The organism is Mesorhizobium sp. P3_A9 (genome assembly GCF_056402975.1).
This window is the reverse complement of record NZ_JBFUGJ010000031.1, coordinates 1-14,065: the sequence shown is the minus strand read 5'-3', so window position 1 is coordinate 14,065 and position 14,065 is coordinate 1. Positions and strand designations below refer to the sequence as shown.

The window sequence follows — 14,065 nt, the reverse complement described above, 5'->3', positions numbered from 1 at the left end:
GTCCTACAAGAAATTCGTCGATATTTGTTTGACTGACTTTTGTTATCCGCGCTTTCGAGCGCGTCTTTGACGAACTTCCCACATCAAAAATCGAGACAAAAATCGTTGTGCATTCGCACCGCGATTAACGAATATTTGCCATGGAAAGGGTTCGTCATGAGCACCGGCACAGTTAAATGGTTCAACGCCACCAAAGGTTTTGGTTTTATTCAGCCTGACGACGGCTCGGCCGACGTTTTCGTTCACATCTCGGCCGTAGAGCGCGCCGGCATGCGCGATATCGTCGAGGGCCAGAAGCTCGGCTACGAGATGGTCCGCGACAACAAGTCGGGCAAGATGTCCGCCGACCAGTTGAAGGCGGCCTGAAGAAAGAATTCAGCTGTCCCGGTGACCACGGATGTACTGGCACCGGTGATTGGCGAATTCTGGCGCGTGGCTACGGAAACCTGAGTTTCCAAGGCACATCATGCGCATGAGAGGAGTATCTCCTGTGCATCCATCTGGATGCGCGGTGCTCCCATGGAAGGTCAGGCGGTGCCTGGCCTTTTTCATTTTACGCTTGTTGCCACCGAAAATGCGCTGCGCATCGGGCCGAACGTGCTAAGGGACGCTCCAGCAATTAGAATCCGCTGCCGTATTGCCCCGATGCCGTTTGCTTAGTGCGTGGTCCTGACCGAAGACCCGGTCTCGCCCTGACGGCACCAGGCTCCTGACAGGAGAAAGATTTTGACCGCCCATTCGAAGACAGCCGCCGATCCGGCGGTGTCGCTGTTCAGCAAGACGCAAACCCAGTCGATGTCGCTCGGCCGCATCATGTCCGAGCGCGATGCCGTCAGCGAAGCGCGGGAAGCCAAGACCGCGCGCTTGCGCGAACTGCGCCTGGAAAAGGAAGCTGACGAGATGGCCGCGGCAGCGGCACTCGCGGCGCTGCCGAAACGAGCCGGAAAACGCTGATGGCCACCAAGCGCGTACCGCCAACGCCGATCGCCGCCGACGCGACCATCGCCGACATGGTCGAGGGTCTCGACAAGCCGGTCGAGTACGTCCGGCGTGTGCTGGAGAAGCTTGAACGCTGCAAGCGCGCCCATGGCGATGCCCAGGTGCGCGTCGGCGTGCGCGGCCGTGCCGAGTGCCCGAACTATCTGATCGAATATGTCCGCGAAGACGCCAAGACCCATGAGCGGGTGACCTATCAGGATGCCGCCTATAGCGGCAGCACGCAYCGCGARYTGGCGCCGCATCACATCGAGGCGGTAAAGAACTGGTCGCCCGAGGAAATGAACATCACGGCGGTYTCGGCGCTGATCGGCCGCTTGCGYAACCCGCGCGCACCATCATCGCGTTTCGTCGACGAGGACTGACATGGCCATAAAATTCTCCACCAAGGATCAGCCGGCAGCGCAGGCTCCCGCTGCAAAGCCGGCCAAGCCGGTTGCCGCGAAGGCCGGTGAACCTGCCGAAGCCGCGACCGACCTGTTCAAGTCGCCGGCGGACGCACCGAAGGGCAAGACGGCTAAGAAGAAATAGCGCCTTGCCGCAGGACGCCGATCGCAATCCGGCCGTGCCGGGGCTGCTCGCCCTAGTAGCCGCCGCAAACCTTTCGTCGTCGCAAGGCGAGACCGCTCCGCTTTTTGACTGCCAAAGCTGCGGCGCCTGCTGTTCCTATTCAGCCGAATGGCCACGCTTTTCCACCGAGGATGATGCGCAGCTCGACCGCATCCCTGAGAAATATGTGGCGGCCGATCTGTCCGGCATGCGCTGTGACGGCTCCCGCTGCTCGGCCCTGTCGGGCGAAGTCGGCAAATCGACCGCTTGCGGCATCTACGAACTCCGCCCCGATGTCTGTCGCGCCTGCATGCCTGGCGACGAGGAGTGCCTGATGGCGCGCCGGGCGCACGGATTTCCGAGCTCTTAGCAACGATTGGCGGTGGCTTGTGCGCACCCGCCTTGCTGGCTACGCTGCAAGAGGGCAGGGCGTCGGAGGAAATCCATCGTGAGCATCGAATTTCTGTTGACGTCGCTGATCGTCGTGGCCTCGCCCGGCACCGGCGTTCTCTACACGCTGAGCGCCGGACTTTCGCGCGGGGCGCGAGCCTCGATCATTGCCGCCTTCGGCTGCACGCTCGGCATCATCCCGCACATGGCTGCCGCCATCACTGGCCTTGCGGCGCTGCTGCACACCAGTGCGGTCGCCTTCGAGACGTTGAAATATCTCGGCGTTGCCTATCTGCTCTACATGGCCTGGAACACCCTGAAGGAGAAGGGCGGCCTCAGCGTCGAGGACAATGTCGCGCCGCGCTCGGCCGGCAAGGTCATCGCCACCGGCATCCTCGTCAACGTGCTCAATCCGAAACTGTCGATCTTCTTCTTTGCCTTCCTGCCGCAATTCGTCAGCACCACCGAGCCCAATGCGCTGTCGAAGATGCTGGAACTGAGCAGCGTCTTCATGCTTTTGACCTTCGTGGTTTTTGTCGGCTACGGCATCTTCGCTGCTTCGATCCGCAGCCACGTCGCCTCGCGGCCAATGGTGCTGACCTGGATGCGTAGGACATTTGCCGGCGCCTTCGTCATGCTCGGCGCCAAGCTCGCGCTGGCGGACCGCTAGGCGCCCTGGTTCGGGAAGCACGCCCGGGCGCTGAGGTTCGGGCCATTCGCCAGCGACGTGAGGAAGGCCGGCAGCACGGTCTGGAATGTGTAGGAGACCTGGACGCTCGAAAAGCCGGACAGGCCCGAGCAGGTGGTGTTGTTGCTGATGGTGATGTTGGCGTTGCTAAGCACGATGCCGTCGGTTGCCGCCCTGCCGCTGATATAGCTGATCGCGCTGGCGGCGTCGTAGACGCCGTTCTGGGTGCATCCGCTCTGCAGCACGCCGACGCAACGCGCCCCRGCCGCGGCGATTTCATTCAGCACATGCTGGGCCCAGTACATGCGCCCGAACTCGAACGTGCCCATCAGCACCATCAGCAGCGGCACCGACAGCAGTGCGAACTCGACGGCTTGTGCGCCGGATCTGTCACGCAGGAAGGATCGGCGACGGCTCATTGCGGTTTCACCACCGCCTGGATGGTGATGTTGCCGTTGCTGACGATGCCGAAGCCGCCGAAAAGCGGCGTATAGGGTTTGCTGGCCGTGATCGTCACGAATTTTCCGGCGATGCCGCCGGCACTGCAGATGCTGCCGCATGCCACCGGGGTACTCCAGGCCACGGCCCCGGAACTGCCCGGGCAGTAGCAGAGGTCGGCATTGGCGGCCGTGCCGCTTTGGGTGGCCGTGGATGTGGTGGCGTTGTAGGCAAGCGTCGCACCGTTGTTGATGACGACCTGAATGCTGCCGCCATTGCTACCCAGGCCGCTCGTAACCACCGTCGCAATGTTTCCGGCCAGCGCGCTGCCGCCGGTGGAATTGACCTTGTCGCCATTGAGCAGCGCATAGTTCGAACCGGCCGAGACCGCCGAACTCAGTTCGAATTTGGCTTTCAGCGAGCCGCCTATGTCGACGGTTCCGGCCAGGATGACGAGCAGAACGGGGCTGACCAGGGCGAACTCGACGGCCGACACGCCGGCTTTCTGATGCCGCAGGAAGTCCCTGAACGAGGAATATCCGCTGGCAAGCAGGCCGCGGCCGGGGCGTGACAGCTTTCTCATTGCACGAGACTCACCTTGCTGCTGGCACTGGTGCTCGATGCGGCGATGCATTCCGACGCGGCCGCGGTGCCGCCCGATAGCGTGATGCGCGAGCCGATCATCTGCAGGCATTTGGTCGTGTCGGTCTTCGATCCCAGCACGCTCGAGCCGCCATTCATGACGATCGGGCCGTAGGGAAAGTAGAATGCGCCTGATATCTGGGCGTTGGAGCCGCCTTCGGCGAAGGTCGCGCCGCCGGTGTTGGAACTGCCGGTGGGGCCAATCACCGCCAGCTTCGCCGTTGCTCCCGACTGTGGTGCGGTGAGCACGATGTTGCTGTAGCCGGCGGCGACGCAGAAGACATAGCCGTTGCAGCTTCCCGAACTGGACTTGGCCTTGCCTGACAAGACAAGCGTCACATTGGCGCCGCTGACGCTGATCGTGCTGCCGTTGCAATTGGCGCTGCCGCCGCCATTGCCGCCAAGCGCGAAATAGCCGTCCACGGTGTAGACGCCGGCGCCGAGCAGGATGGCGCCAGAGCCGATAAAGTTGCCGGAGATGTCGTGCTGGGCCGCGGCCGGCACCACAAAGCAGCTGCCGCCGCCGCCGCCATTCACATTGCCGACGACCTGGAAAAAGCTGCTGGCGCCGGTCGCGTCGGCCATGATTGTCGTGGAACCGCCGCCAAGTGTGATGGCATCGCCATTGCTGCCGGGACCGATCTTGTAGGAATTGGTCGTGCCCGAGCCGAAGGTGAGCGAACCGCTGGTGTTGGTGTAGCCGCCCGGGAGTTCGAAAGTGCTCGGTCCGCCAAAGGTCAAGGTGGAGGTGTTGCAGAGGCTGACCTGTCCCGAGCCGCTGCAGGCGGTGTCGCTCATTCCGATCTTGAAGGTTCCCGCTCCGAATGTCGTGGTGGCGCCGCCGCCGGTTGTCAGGCCCTTGGTGAAGTTGAAATTGCCGGCCCCGAAGGTGGTGGTTCCGGCGGTGGTCACCTGCTTGCCGAAATTGTAGGTGCCGGCACCAAAAGTGGTGGTTCCCGCGGTGGTCAGGGTCTTGGCGAAATTGTAGGTGCCTGGGCCGAAGTTGGTCGTAGCGCTCGTCGTCAGGTCACCGGCAATATTGTAAACCGTGGTTGCCGCGCCGCTCGTGGCGAAGTTGAGATTGATACCACCACCGATGGTGATGGTGCCCAGATTGACTGTGGTTTTGCTGCCGCAGTTCAGCGTCCAGGTCGATGATGCCGATGTCCAACTGGCGGTGCAGCCGAGCGCGGTGGCTTGGCCTTGGGTGGAGCCCTGAGTCCAGCCGAAGTCGATGCTGTTGCCGTTGGGGGTGGTCGGCGCCGTTGGCGCGGTCGTCGTCGAAAGCGCGGCCACGGTGGCGATGCGGGCCACGGCGGCGGTGACCGCGGCATTGCCGGCCAGTGGATCGGGGGTCGATTTCTTGGTGATCACCGCGGTCGCCCCGCTTGGGCCGGTGATGCCGTTGCACGGCTGGCTCGGGGCCGCGGCGGAATTGTAGTTGACGCCGATCGCCGAAATGCTGGTGCCGCAAGGGACGGTCACCGTATTGTTGGAAGAGACGGTGCATTTCGGCGCCGAGATCGAAGTGCCACCGCTCAGCGTCACGCCGGTCTGCGTGCCGTCGAGCGCAAGCATGCATCCGGGCGTCTGCGGCTGCGCGCCAACCTCGGCCACCGAATTGGCGTAGATCTGCAGTTGCTGGCGATCGTTGAGGACGCGTGCCAGGAACAGGGTCCTGTAGGTGTTGATCGACACCGAAACGGCGTTGACGCTGGTCGTTTTCGGGGAGGCAACCAGGCTGACCTGTACATTGGCGGCAGGGACGCCGTTGAGCACCGCGACGCTGACGGCGGTCGCAGTCATCTGGTCCGTGGACTTGTTCACATTGTAGGCGAGGGCGCCTGCATAGGCCGACAGGTCGGCCACGCGCTGATTGTCGGCCCGCTCGACCAGAGCGGCGCCATATTCGGTCACCAAAGCGGCCATGCCGATCAGGACCGGCATCACCAGTGCCGAGATGATCAGCACGTTGCCGTCGCGGTTCCGCAAAAATCGCCAGAAAAACTGCATCGATGGGTACCCGACACGCTAAACGCTGGAGCAACCCCTCAGTGCTCTCGCCCTTTAGTAATCGCAAATATGTTAAAAAATATTGTCCGACAAATTGCGCGCCGCCGCCAAGGCGTGGTCGAAGCCGCTGATTTTGCTGAGAAACTGCACAGGAAAGAGGCATCTGCGGAATCGGGCGGCATGGAGCCCAATGGCCACCATCGTTCTCTGTTTCACGCCTTCATCGCATCGATAACAGCGCGCAGCCCGGCCGACATGTTCTGCCGGCTCGGATAATAGAGGTAGAGCCAATCTTCAGGAGGACACCATTCGTCCAGGCAACGGATCAGCTTGCCGTCGAGAATGTCGCGCTCGGCTCGGTTCTCCCAGACATAGGCCAGCGCTACACCAGATAGCGCGGCTTGTACCATCAGCTCATGGTCGTCGAGTGCGATCGGGCCATTCGGATGAAAGGCGATGGCCTCGCTCTTCAACTCGAATTCCCAGGGGTAGTGCGTGCCGTTTGGGTACATGTTCTGAACGCAGACATGATCGCCGAGATCGCGCGGCGTCTGGGGCAGGTTGCGATTGCGGAAATAGTTCGGCGAGCCAACCACCGCGAAGCGCAGTCGCGGCTTGACCTTCACGGCGATCATCCCTTCCCGAAGACTCTCGCCCAGCCTGATGCCCGCGTCGAAGCCCTCTTCGACAATGTCGACCAGCCTGTCGGTCGCCGCGATCTCGATCTCGAGATTGGGATTGTTTGTGATGAGCGGTCCAATGATTCCACCGAGGACGAAAGGTGCAATCGAGTTCGGCACGTTGATGCGCACTTTGCCGAACGGCGTGTCGCGGAACTGGTTGAGGGCATCGAGTGCCGCGCCAATATCGCCGAAGGCCGGTGCCAGCCGCGCTTGCAGCATCGCCCCCGCATCGGTCAGAGACACGCTGCGCGTCGTGCGATTGAGCAGTCGAATGCCGACGCGTTCCTCGAGATTACTGACTGAATGGCTGATCGCCGAAGCGGTGACGCCGCGCTCCTCCCCCGCCCGGCGAAAACTGCGGTGGCGGGCCACCGCATCGAAGGCGGCAAGTTCAGAGAGGTCGGTCGTTCGCATTGATGATTTTTACTCAGGAGTATCGATAGAATTATCACTCTAATCGGTGCAATTGAATTGCGCCATCCTCTCCTCGTCGCCGCAGGCAATCGCTCCGCGGCTCGCGATCAAAAGGAGAGACTGAGATGACTGATTTCCCGATCCCCGCCAAAAACACCTCTTCGGTTTTTGCCAACATGCGCGGTCATCACGTGGCGCTGCGCGTCCCCAACTACGAGATCGCCAAGAGCTGGTATGTCGACAAGCTCGACTTTCGCGTCGTTCACGAATGGCCATTTGCCGACGAGCAGCTCGCCTATCTGGCGCCGGCCAATGACGATCATTTCATGATCGAATTGCTGGGAGGCGGTGATCCGCTGCCGATCGATGCGCCGGCATACAAGGATCTCGCCGATAGCTTGCGCTATTCCGGCTATCACCATTTCTGCATCAACGTGGCCGACATCGACGCAACGGTTGCCGAACTGCGCAAGCGCGGCGTCACCATCGTCACCGAGCCCTTCAAGCTCGACGACATCAGCCGCAAGCTGGCCTTCTTCGCCGACCCATTCGGCAATCTGATCGAACTTGCCGAGGTCGTCTGATGGCGACATGCCCATTAGAAACGAAAAAGGGCGGCATCGCTGCCGCCCTTTCCGTATCTGAGGCTGATGGAAGCGTGGGTTAGAAATCCATGCCGCCCATGCCGCCCATGCCGCCGCCGCCCATGCCGCCAGGCATGCCGCCGCCAGCCGACTCCTTCTTCGGAGCCTCCGCGATCATGGCTTCGGTGGTGACGAGCAGGCCGGCGACCGAAGCCGCGTCCTGGAGAGCCGTACGGACAACCTTGACCGGATCGACGATACCCATGGCGATCATGTCGCCATATTCGCCGGTCTGGGCGTTGTAGCCGAAGGTCGCGCCCTTGTTCTCAAGGATCTTGCCGGCAACGATCGAWGCTTCCGCACCGGCGTTGGCCGCGATCTGGCGGGCCGGAGCCTGCAGCGCRCGACGAACGATGTTGATGCCAGCAGCCTGGTCGGCATTGGCGCCGGTGGCCTTGATGTTGGCCGAAGCGCGCAGGAGAGCGACGCCGCCGCCTGCAACGATGCCTTCTTCCACGGCCGCGCGGGTCGCGTTGAGGGCGTCATCGACGCGGTCCTTCTTTTCCTTGACTTCGACTTCCGTCGCACCGCCGACGCGGATCACCGCAACGCCGCCCGCCAGCTTGGCGAGACGTTCCTGCAGCTTCTCCTTGTCGTAGTCCGAAGTGGTCTCTTCGATCTGCTGCTTGATCTGGGCAACGCGGCCCTGGATCTCGGCCTTCTTGCCGGCGCCGTCGACGATGGTGGTGTTCTCCTTGGAGATCGACACCTTCTTGGCGCGGCCGAGCATGTTGAGGCCGACGTTTTCGAGCTTGATGCCGAGGTCTTCCGAGATGACCTGGCCACCGGTCAGGATGGYGATGTCTTCCAGCATGGCCTTGCGGCGATCACCGAAGCCCGGAGCCTTGACGGCGGCGATCTTCAGGCCGCCACGCAGCTTGTTGACGACCAGCGTGGCCAGAGCCTCGCCCTCGACGTCTTCCGAGATGATGAGCAGCGGCTTCGAGGTCTGCACGACGGCTTCAAGAACCGGCAGCATGGCCTGGAGGTTGGAGAGCTTCTTCTCGTGCAGCAGGATGTAGACGTCCTCGAGCTCGGCAACCATCTTGTCGGCGTTGGTGACGAAGTAGGGCGAGAGRTARCCGCGGTCGAACTGCATGCCTTCGACGACTTCSAGYTCGGTCTCGGCGGTCTTGGCTTCCTCAACSGTGATGACGCCTTCRTTGCCGACCTTCTGCATCGCTTCSGCGATCATSKYGCCGACCGACTCGTCGCCATTGGCCGAGATCGTGCCGACCTGGGCAACTTCCTCGGAGGTCTTGATCTTCTTGGCAGCCTTGCCGAGAGCCGCGACGACTTCGGTGACGGCCAGATCGATGCCGCGCTTCAGGTCCATCGGGTTCATGCCGGCGGCAACGGCCTTGTGGCCTTCCTGGACGATCGACTGCGCCAGAACGGTCGCGGTCGTGGTGCCGTCGCCGGCGATGTCGTTGGTCTTCGAAGCAACTTCGCGGACCATCTGCGCGCCCATGTTYTCGAACTTGTCTTCAAGTTCGATTTCCTTGGCGACGGTGACGCCGTCCTTGGTGATGCGCGGGGCGCCGAACGACTTGTCGATGACGACGTTGCGGCCCTTGGGGCCGAGCGTGACCTTCACCGCGTCGGCGAGGATGTTGACGCCGCGCAGCATGCGCTCGCGGGCATCACGGGAGAATTTTACGTCTTTAGCAGCCATTTTTTAGCTCCTGGCAGGGGCTTGGGGTAAGCCCGAATTCAGTTGACGGTGAGGCCGATAATCAGCCGATGATGCCCATGATGTCGGATTCCTTCATGATCAGAAGGTCTTCGCCATTGAGCTTGACTTCGGTGCCCGACCACTTGCCGAACAGGATGCGGTCGCCAGCCTTGACGTCCAGCGGGACCAGCTTGCCAGCTTCGTCACGAGCGCCGGARCCRACRGCGATGATCTCGCCTTCCTGCGGCTTTTCCTTYGCCGTATCCGGGATGATGATCCCGCCGGCGGTCTTGGATTCGGATTCGACCCGGCGAACGACCACGCGGTCATGAAGCGGGCGGAACTTCGACTTTGCCATTTTTTCTTCCTCGATGAGAACGGTGAGAAACAGTTCCTCTATCCGGCGAAGCCGGACATGTGGTTAGCACTCACCAAGGGCGAGTGCTAACGTGGCGCTGAAATAGGCCGCCGACCTCGCAGAGTCAAGGCGCGCGGGGAGGCGCAATGGCGGGAAATTTTTCTCGTGCAGCCGCGCGATTGCGCAAAATAAGGCTTGCCGCCCGAACGCTGCCCGATCTCCCGAGTTTCAAAGTCGAGGAGCAGGCGATCCAAGAACCAGAAGCGGGCACCGTTCGGCCAGCGGATAGGAGCCGCTCGGCACGATGCGTACGTCGCCGAACCAGCTGTTCGCCTCGTCGATCAGCATGGCCAGCGTCGCGAAGCTGTAGCTTATGTCTGAGCCGGCATAAACATCGACCGTGTTGATCGACGTCATGCTCCATCCCGTCCGTGTGGCAAGAATTTCCCGGTCGGGGAACAGGATGTCGAACGTGTCGCGGATCGTTCGCACCTTGATTGCGAAATCGCAGTCGTCGCTCGTGCACGCCATCGCGATGCGCCATTTGAGCGCGTGGAAATTCTCGACCCCGCCGGCCAAGACCAGCGCCTCGATGCCGCGCAGGTCCTCCGCCGCTTCCGGCTGTGCAAAAACGCGGATCGCCGCACGCCTGCCGGGCTTCAGCACCCTTGCGATTTCGGCAAACAGCGCATGGCGGGCGGCTCTGGAATCGACCGCCGACAGGCAGCCGTCGCCGATGACGGCGTCGAAGCTTGCCCGCTCCACGGGGAGGCTGAGCCAATTTCCCGCCATCGCCCTTCGCGAGGCGTTGTCGCCGGCCCAAACCCCGGAAATCATGGTTGCCGATTGATCGATCGCCAACATCGACCTGCCCAGGACTGCCAGTTCGGGGGTCACGCCGAGCAGAAGGACATCGGCATTTCCGAGATCAAGTTCGCGATCGAATATGCCGACGGTTTCCGCGGTTGGCCGCAGCGGAGCGTCCAGCAGCTTCCAGTGCCGATGATAGTTATCCCAATGATTTGTCATTCAAACCCGTTGGAGCCAGGAAAGTCTGGCATCGATCGATTAGAGCCGCTTAATAGAAGCGGGCATTGAAGCCAAGGGGAAAGCCGTGTCGCGCATAGTCGTCATAACGCATGAGCACGACCGGTTTCTGGGTAAGCGCAACCTCCTGTTGCGCAGGGGCAGCCCCTATCTGCTTTTCGATGTTCTGGAGCACCTGAAAAGGCGTGGCCATTCGGTCCGGATTCAGCAGGGCCCGTCAAAGACACAAGACGCCGATATCGCGGTTCTGCATGTCGATGCGACGCTGACACCGGCGGATCATGTCGCCTATGCCAAGCGGTTTCCGTTCTGCCTCAATGTCGGTGCGTCCGATATCTCCAAAAGGCGGATCAGCGGGGCTCTGATATCAGAAGACGACAGCTGGCATGGCCCGGTCATCGTCAAGAGCAACCTCAACAATCAGGGTATTCCGGAGACACTCCTCAACCGGCGATCGAAACGCGCGGGCAAGCCGCCGCCTTTTCCGCATCTGCCAACCCTGCAGCGCTATGAGGTCTATGGATCTCTCGGCGAGGTTCCAGACAGCGTCTTCGAGAACGATGACCTGGTGGTGGAAAAATTCATTCCGGAACGAGAACCCGACGGCTTTGCGGCGCGTTTCTGGGTGTTTTGCGGCGAGCGCGAGCGCTGCACCCGCTACGTCTCGCCGAACAGACTGGTCAAGGCATCGGAAACGATTCGGCGTGAGCCCGTCCCGGTTCCCGACGAAATGCGCGAGCGGCGGCGCGAACTCGGCTTCGACTACGGGAAATTCGATTTCGTCATGCATGAGGGCAGGGCCATCCTCCTCGATGCCAACAACACTCCCGGCCGTCCCCAGAACCTCGTGAAAATGTTCGCGGCTGGCGCTGCCGATCTGGCTGACGGCTTCGAAGGCCTCATCCGCCAGGCGAGATAGGCCACGACGGGCTGATCGTCATGGCGCCGGTCTAGAGAAACAGCCGCAATTGGGTGTGGATGATCGAMCGGTAATCCTCAATGGTCCGGCAGCTTTCCGCTCCGCCCTCCGCAAGCGCCAGACGCACCACGCCACCGGCGAGCTGGAAGATCAGCAACACGATGCGTTCGAACTGCTCGTGCTTCTGCGGCTCAAGCAAAGCGATGACATGGTCGCAGAACATCCTGGCCTGATATCGAGTTTCGGCGATGTCGAGATTCTTGAGCGCCTTGTCGGCCTGGATGGCGTTCTGCAGGTCCTGGATGGCGGGATCGCCGGCCACGCGGCTGTGATAGTCGTCAAGCAATCGGTCGGCGGCGGCGATGACGTCCTTGGCTTCGCGGACATCGGCAATGATCGCTGTCAATCGCGCGCGGCTGACYTCMGAGAACCGCTCATAGAGCATCGCCAGGATCGCCGACTTGTTGGGGAAGTARTGATAGACGGTGGCGATCGGSCCGCCCGCCAGCATGCCGACCTCCTTCATGGTGACGGCRTCGATGCCCTTTTCGCCGATCAGCCGCATGGTCGTCGACAGGATGGCGTCGATACGCTCACGGCTGCGCTCCTGCTTGGGCTTGCGCCTCGGTTCGGTCGCTGTTCGCGTTGCTTGCGTCATGCACCGGTCTTTCGCACGAATTGCCAAATTCTGGTTGACAAAAAAAATGATCAAGTATCAGTTTCTGAAATGCTGACAGATTGTCAGCTTTTTTGCCGTGCGGCAAGGACGTTGGGAGGCGCCTTTGACTTCGACAAGTACCGGCCATGCGGGCGATGGCGACTGGCTGGTCGGCAATCCGACCAGTGGGCAGCTTGCCTCCGCCTTGTGGATCGGCTCGGTCGGCCTGCTCATTCTCGGCCTGCAGCCCGTGCTGCTCGGCGCCCTCTACACCGAAGGTCATGTCAGCGGCGATGAGCTGGCGCTGGTCGCCACCGCCGAGATGATCGCCATTGCGATTGGCTCGGCGATCGTTGCGATGCTGCTGTCGGCCCACAACATGCGCTGGAAAAGTGCGGTCCTCCTGCTCCTGCTGGCGCTCGCGAATGTCTGCACGGCCTATGCCGCCGGCGCCAATACGCTGATGGCGGCGCGCGCGCTGGCCGGCCTTGCCGAAGGCGGCCTTGTCGCGGTCGCCACGGAACTGATTGCCCGTTCGCGGCGGGCCGAACGCATCGGCGGCTTTTTCGTCACTATGCAGACGCTGGCGCAATGCGCTCTGGCGCTGCTGCTGGCGCTCTATGTCATCCCGGCCGCCGGATCGGCTGGCGGCTTCCTCGTTCTCGCGGTCGTCTGCGTCCTGTCGCTCGTGGTCGCCTTCATTGTCCCCGCTGATTACGCCGATCTGCCGAAGGACGAGAATTTGGCCAATGTGCTGACGGTTCCGTCGATCACCGCGCTGCTGTGCGTCTTCTGCTACTTCATGTTCTTCGGCTCGGTCTGGGCATTTCTGGAGCCGCTTGGCGCTCAGTTCGGCATCGATGGCCGCACCGTCGGCCTGATCGTTTCGGCCAGCCTCGCAGTGCAGGTCCTGGGCGCGATGACGGCGACCGTGTTCGAGGCGCGTATCGATTATCGCATTGCCATTGTGGTGATCGGTGTGGTGGCGCTTTTGTGTTCGCTGGTTCTCGCCAGCGGACCTGGCCTCACCACATTCTGGGTCGCTGCCCTGGTCATGGGTTTTATCCTCCTGTTCATCGTGCCCTACCAGATCAGGCTGGCGATCACCGCCGACGAGACACGTACGGCCGTGCTGCTGGTGCCGGCCGCGCAACTCTTTGGTCTGGCGATGGGGCCTGTCGCAGCGTCCCTGCTCATCGACGGCAAGGATTTTCGCCCGGTTCCGGAATTCGCCGCTGCCAGTGCCCTGGCCAGCGTGGCGCTCCTCGTCGTATTTGTCTTCGTGGCGCGGCGTCGCCGGGTTGTTGCGTGAGCGCCATGTCGAACATCTGGAGCAACTGGTCGGGCTTTGTCACTGCCGAACCTCGGCTGATCGCCAGTCCCGTCGATGCCGGCGAACTCGGCGATCTCATTCGCACCGCGCCCGGCCCGGTACGCGTCGTCGGCGCCGGTCATTCTTTTACGCCGCTGGTCAAGTCGCAGGGCACGATCCTGTCTCTGGAAAAGCTGGAGGGGCTGGTCTCGCATGACGCTGAAAAGCATCAGGCGCGCGTGCGGGCAGGGACGCGGCTCGGTTCGCTCATGCACATCCTGCAGGATATCGGCCAGGGCCTACCCAATATGGGCGATATCGACCGGCAGGCGATTGGCGGCGCGCTGGGAACCGCCACCCATGGCTCGGGATCGACGCTCGGCGCCTATCATACGCAATTGGAGACGGTGCAGATCGTCGATGGTCTTGGCAAGGTCCGCGAATTCACCAGGGCAGGGGATCAGGACACGATACACGCCATCGGCGTTGCGCTCGGTGCCTTCGGCGTCTTGAGCGAAGTGACGCTGAACAACATCGCGACCTACCGGCTGCGCCGCCGCAAATGGGTGCTGCCGATCGCCGACATGCTGCGCGACTTCGAAAAGATGATGACCGCGCACCGCTCGGCCGAATTCTACT

At 62.0% G+C, this 14,065-nt stretch carries 18 protein-coding genes; 10 read left to right on the top strand and 8 right to left on the bottom strand.

The genetic code is table 11. The features are described from left to right. Positions 1-156: 156 nt before the first annotated feature. From AC1DX0_RS07905 to AC1DX0_RS07880, 6 genes are all read left to right on the top strand, one after another. A complete protein-coding gene (locus AC1DX0_RS07905; RefSeq protein WP_010915421.1) occupies positions 157-366 on the top strand; it encodes a cold-shock protein in 210 nt (69 codons plus the stop codon). A 360-nt stretch (positions 367-726) separates the two neighbouring features. Beyond that, complete coding sequence (locus AC1DX0_RS07900; protein ID WP_172230154.1) at positions 727-954, top strand: hypothetical protein; 228 nt, start codon at positions 727-729, stop codon at positions 952-954. Further along, positions 954-1,361, top strand: a complete 408-nt coding sequence (locus AC1DX0_RS07895; RefSeq protein ID WP_172230151.1) for a hypothetical protein — start codon at positions 954-956, stop codon at positions 1,359-1,361. The genes AC1DX0_RS07900 and AC1DX0_RS07895 overlap by 1 nt, the downstream gene beginning before the upstream one ends. A 1-nt stretch (position 1,362) precedes the next feature. Beyond that, a complete protein-coding gene (locus tag AC1DX0_RS07890) occupies positions 1,363-1,527 on the top strand; it encodes a hypothetical protein (RefSeq protein ID WP_477219240.1) in 165 nt (54 codons plus the stop codon). Positions 1,528-1,531: 4 nt separating this feature from the next. Further along, a complete protein-coding gene (locus AC1DX0_RS07885) occupies positions 1,532-1,915 on the top strand; it encodes a YkgJ family cysteine cluster protein (protein ID WP_477219239.1) in 384 nt (127 codons plus the stop codon). Positions 1,916-1,993: 78 nt separating this feature from the next. Beyond that, positions 1,994-2,605 (top strand): LysE family translocator, encoded by a 612-nt coding sequence (locus AC1DX0_RS07880; protein WP_019857424.1) that lies wholly within the window; start codon positions 1,994-1,996, stop codon positions 2,603-2,605. Here the strand turns inward: AC1DX0_RS07880 and AC1DX0_RS07875 are convergent. The 4 genes from AC1DX0_RS07875 to AC1DX0_RS07860 all read right to left on the bottom strand — a co-directional run bounded on the left by AC1DX0_RS07875 (position 2,602) and on the right by AC1DX0_RS07860 (position 6,813). Beyond that, positions 2,602-3,042, bottom strand: coding sequence for a TadE/TadG family type IV pilus assembly protein (locus AC1DX0_RS07875; RefSeq protein WP_477219238.1), 441 nt, complete (start codon positions 3,040-3,042; stop codon positions 2,602-2,604). The two genes, AC1DX0_RS07880 and AC1DX0_RS07875, sit on opposite strands and share 4 nt — an antisense overlap. Continuing rightward, positions 3,039-3,644 (bottom strand): TadE/TadG family type IV pilus assembly protein, encoded by a 606-nt coding sequence (locus tag AC1DX0_RS07870; protein ID WP_477219237.1) that lies wholly within the window; start codon positions 3,642-3,644, stop codon positions 3,039-3,041. Before AC1DX0_RS07870 ends, AC1DX0_RS07875 begins: the two co-directional genes overlap by 4 nt. Then, complete coding sequence (locus AC1DX0_RS07865) at positions 3,641-5,716, bottom strand: pilus assembly protein TadG-related protein (RefSeq protein WP_477219236.1); 2,076 nt, start codon at positions 5,714-5,716, stop codon at positions 3,641-3,643. Before AC1DX0_RS07865 ends, AC1DX0_RS07870 begins: the two co-directional genes overlap by 4 nt. Positions 5,717-5,928: 212 nt before the next feature. Further along, entirely contained in the window at positions 5,929-6,813 is an 885-nt protein-coding gene (locus tag AC1DX0_RS07860; protein WP_477219235.1) for a LysR family transcriptional regulator, read from the bottom strand. A gap of 125 nt (positions 6,814-6,938) precedes the next feature. Here AC1DX0_RS07860 and AC1DX0_RS07855 point away from each other — a divergent pair, with 125 nt between their 5' ends. Beyond that, complete coding sequence (locus tag AC1DX0_RS07855) at positions 6,939-7,397, top strand: VOC family protein (RefSeq protein ID WP_477219234.1); 459 nt, start codon at positions 6,939-6,941, stop codon at positions 7,395-7,397. 79 nt (positions 7,398-7,476) lie between these two features. On the opposite strand, the gene groL is transcribed toward AC1DX0_RS07855, so the two are convergent. The 3 genes from groL to AC1DX0_RS07840 form a co-directional block, all read right to left on the bottom strand. Then, on the bottom strand, positions 7,477-9,132 hold the full coding sequence (groL, locus tag AC1DX0_RS07850) for a chaperonin GroEL (protein ID WP_477354940.1): 1,656 nt from the start codon (positions 9,130-9,132) through the stop codon (positions 7,477-7,479). 61 nt (positions 9,133-9,193) lie between these two features. Continuing rightward, entirely contained in the window at positions 9,194-9,490 is a 297-nt protein-coding gene (gene groES / locus AC1DX0_RS07845) for a co-chaperone GroES (RefSeq protein ID WP_006203049.1), read from the bottom strand. A 228-nt stretch (positions 9,491-9,718) separates the two neighbouring features. Further along, positions 9,719-10,519, bottom strand: coding sequence for a class I SAM-dependent methyltransferase (locus AC1DX0_RS07840; RefSeq protein WP_477219233.1), 801 nt, complete (start codon positions 10,517-10,519; stop codon positions 9,719-9,721). Between the two features lie 85 nt (positions 10,520-10,604). Between AC1DX0_RS07840 and AC1DX0_RS07835 the strand changes: the two genes are divergently transcribed. Then, positions 10,605-11,456, top strand: coding sequence for a hypothetical protein (locus AC1DX0_RS07835; protein WP_477219232.1), 852 nt, complete (start codon positions 10,605-10,607; stop codon positions 11,454-11,456). Between the two features lie 31 nt (positions 11,457-11,487). On the opposite strand, the gene AC1DX0_RS07830 is transcribed toward AC1DX0_RS07835, so the two are convergent. Next, entirely contained in the window at positions 11,488-12,114 is a 627-nt protein-coding gene (locus tag AC1DX0_RS07830; protein ID WP_477219231.1) for a TetR/AcrR family transcriptional regulator, read from the bottom strand. 124 nt (positions 12,115-12,238) lie between these two features. On the opposite strand from AC1DX0_RS07830, the gene AC1DX0_RS07825 reads away from it, so the two are divergent. Together AC1DX0_RS07825 and AC1DX0_RS07820 are read left to right on the top strand one after the other, a co-directional pair. After that, positions 12,239-13,426, top strand: a complete 1,188-nt coding sequence (locus AC1DX0_RS07825) for an MFS transporter (RefSeq protein ID WP_477219230.1) — start codon at positions 12,239-12,241, stop codon at positions 13,424-13,426. Positions 13,427-13,431: 5 nt separating this feature from the next. Beyond that, on the top strand, positions 13,432-14,065 hold a 634-nt coding region (locus AC1DX0_RS07820), incomplete at its 3' end, for an FAD-binding protein (protein WP_477354966.1).